Genomic DNA, 8,775 nt, shown 5'->3' with positions numbered 1-8,775 from the left:
CATGTGAGAGTAGGACATCGCCAGGCTTTAAATTATAATCTTTAGGTTGACCAACCTGGAGATATGGACGCTCACTTAGTGAGTTGACCACTGCGGAGTGGTAGTTCAGTTGGTTAGAATACCGGCCTGTCACGCCGGGGGTCGCGGGTTCGAGTCCCGTCCACTCCGCCACTTATTCAGAGTTTCAGCTCTTTAAAACTGAAATAGGGGTGTAGCTCCAATTGGCAGAGCAGCGGATTCCAAATCCGCGTGTTGGGAGTTCGAATCTCTCCACCCCTGCCATATTTAAAGCCTCAGCAGAAATGCTGAGGCTTTTTTGCATCTATCAATCTGTATTTGCTCTTCTCAATGTAACGAATATCATTTTATACTGATTCCCTTCCCAAAAAATTATCTGATCCATTTCGAAAAAGTTTAAGAACAATAGCAAGGTATGTTTCAGCTCATATCAAATAAGAATATGACACCAATTACCGCTGTTGCTCTCGTTATCGAGCAACAGCAGGAACCTCTCGTGGGATAAATAAAATCCCATCAGCAATTGATGTCGGAGTATAGACAGGTAGGCTACCACCTGCGAATCGAATCGTTTGAGGCTGATTGAATAAAGCTGTTGATGTTGATTGAGATTTAAAATCAATGAAAGTATCAGGAAAACCTAAGCTGAATAGTGAATGGTTAACTGTCCTTGCTTCTGAATAATAAGGCACGGTATTAATTGCCCACTGCGAACTATCTGGGGTGTAAGCGGCTAAACGCCCTCGGTAAGTCAGTTGTATCACGTTATAAGTTGATTTATCAGGATACCGTTTATGGATGGCATCTGTTACTGAACCATGGATAGGTATGGCGTGAATGTTGTGAGCCCATATGGCTGTTTGCCCGCTATCTGGCAGGTTGAACCACTCCTCCCTTAACCAGCGAATGTTTTCAGCTGATTGATTATCAGTAAAAGCATCTTCTAATCCGTTTATTTGGAAGTAGCTATGAGCTGATAAGCTTTTCGCTACCTGTAACCAAAATGATGCGTAGTTTCTAAATTCTCTAGGTGATGTCGGATCGTAATCTGGAATCATTTCAAGTTCTTTCTGAGTCGTAAGGGTGGAGATTAATTCAGATAGAAGTGAAGTTAGCTGATGATGATCAGTTACAGTGAAATCTCGGTCTGCATACCAAGGGCACATCATTATCGGAGATAATGATTTAATGGTGGCGAAGCTTTCTTGATATAAAGATTGGGAGACTAAATAATTTTCAAACTCATCGAACATGACACTACACCCTGGATCGCTGTTGATTCTTGCATCGTATCCAATGAGTAGTAGTGGGGTAGTGTCTTTCGGTAACTGATCTACATAATTAAACAAATGTGATAACTCTGCACTATAGCGGTGTCCGAACATATAATTGGCATCAGGTCCCGTAACCGCGTCCAGCAAGTTTTGCTCATCAGTTAGATAGTTTTGCCATGCGGCTAATCCATCATATAACCCTGCTTCGAATGCTATGAAGTCAAGATTACCTTCTTCATGGAGGGCTTTTAACATCCGTGCTCTGTAGCTATAGGCTTTAGAGCCCTGATGACTAGCTTCACCTAACCCAATAAAGTCATAACCAGCAGTCGCGCTGACAAATTGTCTAAGGTCTGAGTTACCATAGATGAAGCTTGTACTTTCGAGTGGTGAATGTTCGATTGTGATGTTTTCTGTATCACTGTTACATCCCATTAATAGGGTAAGCCCAATCAAACTTAATTTTTTCATTATTTAGTCCTTTAGATTGTTTAAAGGTATTCCACTCTATGCTTGGTGAGTTGTTTAGAAGGGATTTTATAATATGCGACTTATTTCTTAATTTATATTTGTGTTTTGCGGTAAGCATTGTATAAGAATTAATCTAAAATTCATTTTTAGACTATGATGAAGTGTTGAAATTAAGGAAGATTACTTGTGTTTCGTTTTATAACTGTATTTCTGGGCTGTTGGCTTATTAGCACTTTCTCTTTGGCAACTCCGTGGGAAAGTTTTACCACACCCTCTACACAATCCACTCAATCTATAGGCAGTTATGCTAATGGTTGCCTTGCTGGTGCTGACACTCTTCCTTTGCAAGGTGAGGGATACCAAGTTATACGCCCCCAAAGGCAACGTCACTACGCTCACCCTAATACCATCACCTTCATTCAAAGTTTAGCTAAGGAGTTGCAGGAAAAAGGAATGCCTAGAATATTGATCGCTGATATTGCTATGGCCAGGGGGGGCTTATTTTCTTTTGGGCATAGCAGTCACCAAACGGGCTTAGATATTGATGTTTGGCTCAGAGTTACAAAGCTACCTATGTCAGAAAAAGAACTAGAGAATCCACGAGCGACGAGTGTAGTTGATATACCTAATTACCGAATAAATAGTCATTGGAAGCCGTATCATTTTGACTTAGTTAAGAGTGCTGCGATAAAGGAAGATGTGGCTAGAATATTTGTCCATCCAGTGATTAAAGAAGCGTTATGCGCAACTGAAACCCCAGATGACAGAGAGTGGCTGAGAAAAGTGAGACCATGGTTTGGACATCATTCTCATATGCATATTAGGCTTAAATGTTCTGAAGAAGATATACACTGTGTTGAACAAGCACAACCGCCAGAAGGTGATGGTTGCGGTGAAGAACTTGCAAGTTGGAAACCAAAGAAAGGACAGCCTGCTGATAAACCAAATTACATTAAGAAGGCGAAAAAAAAGCCTGAACTTTGTCAGGCTCTTTTGAGAGAGTAAGGGAAGACTATGTCATTCCTTGTATGATAACGAACTTTTCTAGAAGCTCTTCATCAGTCTCAATATTATTAGGATCTGTGATGATACATTTTGTTATTGGGCACACAGATTGGCACGTCGGCTTATCATAGTGCCCTTTACATTCAGTACATAGCGCGGGGTCAATCTCATAGATTTCGTCACCCATAGTAATAGCACCATTAGGACATTCTGGGTCGCACATGTCGCAGTTAATGCAGCTATCTTGAATCAGCAGTGCCATTATTACTTACCTGAAGCGTTACGCGTATCTTGACCTTTGCTCAAGTTACGCATTAGTAGACCGTATTCCAAATCTAGGTCTGCTGGCACAGGAATGAAGACAAAATGCCCATTGCCTTTAGCATCGTCAACCGCTTCAGACTTTCGGTTTTCCATTACCTCTAGCTTAAACACAATATTACCTTTTGGTGTCATCATTTCTAAGCTGTCACCAAGTAGAAATTTGTTTTTTACTTCAACTTCCGCTAATTCACCGCGGCGTTTCCCCGTAAATTCACCTACAAACTGTTGAGTATCAGATATAGAGTAACCGTACTCGTAATTTTGGTATGAATCATGAGTGTGTCGACGTAGGAAGCCTTCTGTGTAGCCACGGTGAGCTAGGCTTTCTAACGTACCCATTAGGCTTTCATCGAATGGTTTACCCGCAACAGCATCATCAATTGCTTTACGGTAAACCTGAGCTGTACGCGCACAGTAGTAGAAAGACTTAGTACGACCTTCAATCTTCAGCGAATGTACACCCATTTTCGTTAGGCGTTCAACGTGCTGAATTGCGCGAAGATCTTTTGAGTTCATGATGTAAGTCCCATGCTCATCTTCAAACGCTGCCATTTTCTCTTCTGGTTTATGTGATTCAGAAAGTAAAACAACTTCATCAGTTGGCTTGCCAAGACCTAGTGTGTTGTCTGGACGCTCGTTTTGCACTTCCACATCTTGGATCTCAACGCCAGTTGGATTAGCTTCAACGATCTGACCGTTTTCGTCTTCTTTCGCAGCTTCAGTCTTGTATTCCCAACGACAAGCGTTAGTGCAAGTACCTTGGTTCGGGTCTCGTTTATTCATGTAACCAGAAAGTAGGCAACGACCTGAATAAGCCATGCATAGTGCGCCGTGAACAAAGATCTCTAGCTCTGTTTCTGGGCAGTGTTCGCGGATTTCTTCGATTTCTTCTAGTGATAACTCACGAGATAAAATCACACGCTCAACGCCTTGAGTAGACCAAAATTTAACAGTCGCCCAGTTAACAGCGTTTGCTTGTACTGAAAGGTGGATCGGCATTTCTGGGAAAGCTTCACGAACCATCATGATAAGGCCTGGATCAGACATGATAAGTGCGTCTGGACCCATATCTACAACTGGTTTAAGGTCGCGAATGAATGTTTTTAATTTAGAGTTGTGCGGCTGAATGTTACATACAACATATAACTTTTTGCCTTGAGCATGAGCTTCATCGATACCGATTTGTAGGTTTTCGTGATTGAACTCGTTGTTACGAACACGAAGGCTGTAACGTGGCTGGCCAGCGTATACTGCATCTGCGCCGTAGGCGAATGCATAACGCATATTTTTCAGGCTTCCTGCCGGTGATAATAGTTCAGGTACAAATGGTTTTTGTGTCGTCATTGCTTCGTTCTCTAATCTGATCTCAAGTCAGGTTGATACCACCAAGTGATATCAAAGGGGCGCAAATTTTACGCTAAAATGAGCTTGGTTGATAGCCTTAAAGATAGCAATGGTATTAAGAAGAGTTCGGAGAGGTAAAGATAAGAAGGAATGTAGAAGAAAATAAGCTCAGGTGCCGTCGACACCTAAGCTTAAAATATCAAATATTAAGCGTTAGGTTGCGTTAACCCGCCCAAAGATTCAAATAGATTAGGAAGGAAAACACTGAATTCGCCACAAAGAAGTGAGAAGTCAGCATCAAAACGTGCAGCTTGATCTTCACGAGGAATGTCGTCGTTCTCATCTTTTAGTTCATCACTGAATTTGAGGCGTTTAATACTGCCGTCTTCAGCAAGAATGAACTCAATGCGATCTTGCCAGTTGATCAGAAGCTTAGTCACAACTTTGTTGGCTTCAATGTGGTTCTTAATCTCATCAGCTTCTAGTTCTTGCTTCTTAACTCGAACAATACCGCCATCTTCTTGGATTGATTTTAGTTCTGCTTCATCAAGCATAGTAATACCTTGAGGAGTATTACCTGATTGAACCCACTCAGTTAGAGTCGTCTCAATTGCTTGCTCAGGGATAGCTGGGACAACAGGTAGGCTACCCATTGTTTTACGAAGAAGTGCCAAAACATCTTCTGCTTTTTTGTAGCTGCTAGCATCAACAACAATAAAGCCTTCTTTCGGCATGATAAGCGCGTAAGTGAAGTTGCTGCGGCTGAATGCACGAGGAAGAAGATCAATGATGATGTCTTCTTTTAAGCTGTCTTTTTCTTTCTTTTTAAGAGGCGTGCCAGACTCTGCTTCAAGCGTTTCTACCTTTGCATTAAGAGATTCTTTAATGACTGACGCTGGAAGCATTTTTTCTTCTTTCTTAGCACAAATAAGAATGCGGTTTTCTGATAGGTGCGTCATCATATCGCCATGTCTACCCATTGCGTGTACCCACCCAAACTTTTGTTTGTCTTGGCTACCACAAGGTGTAAAACGGAACTCTTCAAGTTGTTTCTCTAGCTTATCTGCATTGAAGTCGATATCACGATTGAAGCGATATACTAGGCAATTTTTAAACCACATAAATATTTCTCATACCTTTATCTGAAGACGCTCATCATAGGAGATTTCTCTTCATTTGTCTTATACCTGCAATAAAAATTAAAAGTGAAATGTTTGAGACAGTTATATGAAAATTTGTTTTCAAAGGTCACAAAAGTGTCATAATTAAACCAGATAATGCAATGCGTTGATTAAATACTAAGGCTACTCAATTATGTCGAGAAGGATTCTGGTTGTTGAAGACGAAGCACCAATTCGTGAAATGTTGTGTTTTGTACTTGAGCAAAAGGGCTATCAAGCTGTAGAAGCTGAAGATTACGATACCGCGGTAAATAAGCTATGTGAACCTTTCCCTGATCTAGTGTTGCTAGACTGGATGCTACCTGGTGGTAGCGGTATTAACTTTATCAAGCACATGAAACGTGAAGAGCTTACTCGTAACATTCCCGTTGTAATGCTGACTGCGCGTGGCGAAGAAGAAGATAAAGTGCGCGGTTTAGAGGTTGGCGCTGACGATTACATTACCAAACCATTTTCGCCAAAAGAGTTGGTGGCTCGCTTAAAAGCGGTTATTCGCCGTGTTACACCAACTGCATTGGAAGACGTGATTGACGTACAAGGTCTCAAATTAGACCCAGTATCACACCGTGTTACCGCAAGCGAAGGCCCTGTGGATATGGGACCAACCGAATTCAAAATGCTGCACTTCTTTATGACTCACCAAGAACGTGTTTATAGCCGTGAACAATTGCTGAACAATGTTTGGGGCACGAATGTTTACGTAGAAGATCGAACTGTGGATGTGCATATTCGACGTTTACGTAAAGCTCTAGAAGCCGCAGGTCATGATAAATTAATTCAAACAGTTCGCGGTGCTGGATATCGTTTTTCGACAAAAGCTTAGTACTTGTCTGATCCTACCCCATTTCGGAGTTATGAATGGTTGAAAGGTTAACCTGGAAAAAGCTAGCTTGGGAGCTGGCTTTTTTTTACGCCCCTTGGGTTTTTATTGGTTGGATATTCGGTTATATGCCTTGGCTATTACTGGCAGCTACCGTTTTACAACTTTCTTGGCATCTACATAACCAAATGCGTTTGTCTGCTTGGTTATGGGATGAAAAGCGTTTAACACCGCCATCGGGTTCAGGTAACTGGGAGTCCTTATTTAACGGGCTTTACCGGCTTCAGCAAAGACAGCGTAGAAAACGTAAAGAGCTAACCAACCTTATTCGCCGCTTTAGAAATGGTGCGGAATCTTTGCCCGATGCGGTTGTGGTATTCCGAGGTGAAGGTAACATTGTTTGGTGTAATAAACTTGCCCAATATCTACTAGGTTTCCGTTGGCCTGATGACTCTGGTCAGCCGATCTCAAACTTGATCCGCACTCCCGACTTTATCAAATACATAAATAAGCAAGACTTTTCCGAACCTCTAGAAATGCCTTCTCCATTGAATGTTGAGCGTATGCTGGAATTACGTATCGTGCCTTACACTGAAGGTGAGCACCTGATGGTCGTACGTGATGTTACTCAATTGAAGCAATTAGAAGGGATGCGCCGTAATTTCTTTGCCAATGTTTCTCATGAACTTCGTACACCAATGACGGTACTTCAAGGTTATCTTGAAATGACTGAAGATCCGGACATGGTTGTTGGTCCTATGTGGCCAAAAGCTCACGGTGTGATGACTGAACAGCTGAACAGAATGAATAGCTTAGTTAATCAACTACTGACCTTATCTAAAATTGAAGCAGCGCCCATGCATGAGTTGGATGAAGTTGTGAATGTGCCAGCAATGTTGGAAGTTTTGGAAAAAGAAGCGGCAAGTTTAAGTGGTGAATTAGAGCATCAGTTGAATTTTGATATTGATAAAAGTTTACGTGTTTTAGCTGATGAAGATCAGCTTCGCAGTGCAATTTCAAACCTAGTTTATAATGCTGTTAAATATACACCTGCAGGTGCGCAGGTGAATGTTCGCTGGTATCAAACTAGCCAAGGCGCTTGCTTGGAAGTGTCAGATACCGGAGATGGTATTGAACCTCAGCACCTTCACCGATTAACAGAACGTTTTTATCGAGTAGATAAAGCTCGCTCTCGCGATACTGGCGGTAGTGGTTTGGGTTTAGCGATTGTAAAGCATGCTCTTACTCACCATGATTCTCATTTAGAAATTCAAAGTGATCTTGGTGTTGGCAGCCGATTCTCATTCACTTTACCAAGCCGGTTAACAGTATGAAAATAAGATTAAGCTATGTCTGGGCACTGTCTTTATCTTTGCTCTCTTGGTTCGTGTTAGCGGATAATGCTGATGAAACCGAACAACTTGTTACTTATAAAAAAGTACCTGGAATTTCGGGCAATCTACTCTCTGTTGGGTCTGATACTTTAGCTGGGATGACAACGTTGTGGATCGAAGAGTTTAAATCTTACTACCCGAATGTGAATGCTCAAATTCAAGCTTCTGGTTCGGCGACTGCTCCACCTGCATTAACGGAGAAAACAGCTCAATTAGGTCCCATGAGCCGTCCCATGCGTTTAAGTGAAATTGAAAATTTTGAAAGAGAGCATGGCTATAAACCGACAGCGTTAAAAGTCGCTATTGATGCTATAGGTCTATTTGTTCATAGAGATAACCCTATCGATGGGCTTAATTTTAGGCAGATAGATGCTATTTTTTCAGAAACATTACGCTGTGGTTCTACTCGTTCGATAACAAACTGGGAAGAGTTAGGGGTAGAACAAAGCTGGGCTAAAAGACGGTTCCAACTATTTGGAAGAAACTCGGTTTCTGGGACATATGGTTACTTTAAGAAAAACGCTTTATGTGGCGGTGACTTTAAAAATCGAGTGAATGAACAACCAGGCTCTGCATCTGTCGTTCAGTCTGTCGCTTCCTCTATTAATGGTATTGGTTATTCTGGTATTGGTTACCGTGTTGCTGGCGTTAAGCTAATTCCTATTGCCCAATATGGTGATAAGTACGTTAATGCAACTCGGGATAGTATTTTGAATGGTGAGTACCCACTCTCACGTTTTTTATTTGTTTACGTGAATAAGCACCCAGAAAAGCCTTTATCACCAGTAGAAAGAGAGTTTTTGAGGTTTATATACTCGAAGCAAGGGCAGGAACTCGTTGAGAAAGATGGCTATCTAGCGATTCCGCCTGAATTTGCAAAGCAGGAGTTAATGAAAGTAGGGCTATAATTAGCCCTAAATTTAAGTTTCAATTTCAATTTCACA

The 8,775-nt window shown here is 41.6% G+C and carries 8 protein-coding genes and 2 tRNA genes; 6 read left to right on the top strand and 4 right to left on the bottom strand.

Going from position 1 to position 8,775, the window contains the following annotated elements:
- Nucleotides 1-94 precede the first annotated feature (94 nt).
- Together L4C37_RS11810 and L4C37_RS11805 are read left to right on the top strand one after the other, a co-directional pair.
- Nucleotides 95-171: transfer RNA gene (locus tag L4C37_RS11810), tRNA-Asp, on the top strand.
- Between the two features lie 34 nt (nt 172-205).
- Nucleotides 206-282, top strand: a tRNA-Trp gene (locus L4C37_RS11805).
- Between the two features lie 206 nt (nt 283-488).
- Here L4C37_RS11805 and L4C37_RS11800 read toward each other — a convergent pair.
- Nucleotides 489-1,763 carry an erythromycin esterase family protein gene (locus L4C37_RS11800; RefSeq protein ID WP_429768683.1) on the bottom strand — a complete coding sequence of 425 codons (1,275 nt, stop codon included), beginning with the start codon at nt 1,761-1,763 and terminating at the stop codon, nt 489-491.
- A gap of 186 nt (nt 1,764-1,949) precedes the next feature.
- Between L4C37_RS11800 and mepA the strand changes: the two genes are divergently transcribed.
- The gene (mepA, locus tag L4C37_RS11795) at nt 1,950-2,768 is read left to right on the top strand and encodes a penicillin-insensitive murein endopeptidase (RefSeq protein ID WP_429768682.1); all 819 of its coding nucleotides are present in this window, start codon (nt 1,950-1,952) and stop codon (nt 2,766-2,768) included.
- 7 nt (nt 2,769-2,775) lie between these two features.
- On the opposite strand, the gene L4C37_RS11790 is transcribed toward mepA, so the two are convergent.
- The 3 genes from L4C37_RS11790 to rdgC all read right to left on the bottom strand — a co-directional run bounded on the left by L4C37_RS11790 (nt 2,776) and on the right by rdgC (nt 5,557).
- Nucleotides 2,776-3,030 carry a YfhL family 4Fe-4S dicluster ferredoxin gene (locus tag L4C37_RS11790; RefSeq protein ID WP_137374998.1) on the bottom strand — a complete coding sequence of 85 codons (255 nt, stop codon included), beginning with the start codon at nt 3,028-3,030 and terminating at the stop codon, nt 2,776-2,778.
- A gap of 2 nt (nt 3,031-3,032) precedes the next feature.
- The gene (gene trhP / locus L4C37_RS11785) at nt 3,033-4,436 is read right to left on the bottom strand and encodes a prephenate-dependent tRNA uridine(34) hydroxylase TrhP (RefSeq protein ID WP_137374997.1); all 1,404 of its coding nucleotides are present in this window, start codon (nt 4,434-4,436) and stop codon (nt 3,033-3,035) included.
- 206 nt (nt 4,437-4,642) lie between these two features.
- Nucleotides 4,643-5,557: a recombination-associated protein RdgC gene (gene rdgC / locus L4C37_RS11780; RefSeq protein ID WP_137374996.1), complete on the bottom strand. Its 915-nt coding sequence runs from the start codon at nt 5,555-5,557 to the stop codon at nt 4,643-4,645.
- A 193-nt stretch (nt 5,558-5,750) separates the two neighbouring features.
- Between rdgC and phoB the strand changes: the two genes are divergently transcribed.
- The 3 genes from phoB to L4C37_RS11765 are packed head-to-tail and all read left to right on the top strand — an operon-like array spanning nt 5,751 to nt 8,739.
- A complete protein-coding gene (gene phoB, locus L4C37_RS11775; RefSeq protein ID WP_137374995.1) occupies nt 5,751-6,440 on the top strand; it encodes a phosphate regulon transcriptional regulator PhoB in 690 nt (229 codons plus the stop codon).
- A gap of 35 nt (nt 6,441-6,475) precedes the next feature.
- Complete coding sequence (gene phoR / locus L4C37_RS11770; RefSeq protein ID WP_372266718.1) at nt 6,476-7,771, top strand: phosphate regulon sensor histidine kinase PhoR; 1,296 nt, start codon at nt 6,476-6,478, stop codon at nt 7,769-7,771.
- Nucleotides 7,768-8,739 carry a PstS family phosphate ABC transporter substrate-binding protein gene (locus L4C37_RS11765; RefSeq protein WP_429768680.1) on the top strand — a complete coding sequence of 324 codons (972 nt, stop codon included), beginning with the start codon at nt 7,768-7,770 and terminating at the stop codon, nt 8,737-8,739. The genes phoR and L4C37_RS11765 overlap by 4 nt, the downstream gene beginning before the upstream one ends.
- Nucleotides 8,740-8,775 lie beyond the last annotated feature (36 nt).

Origin of the sequence: Vibrio kagoshimensis (assembly GCF_050337535.1) — a bacterium.
GTDB classification, from domain to species: Bacteria; Pseudomonadota; Gammaproteobacteria; order Enterobacterales; family Vibrionaceae; genus Vibrio; species Vibrio gallaecicus.
Note: the sequence above shows the minus strand (reverse complement) of the source record. Positions and strands in the feature narration are given on the sequence as shown.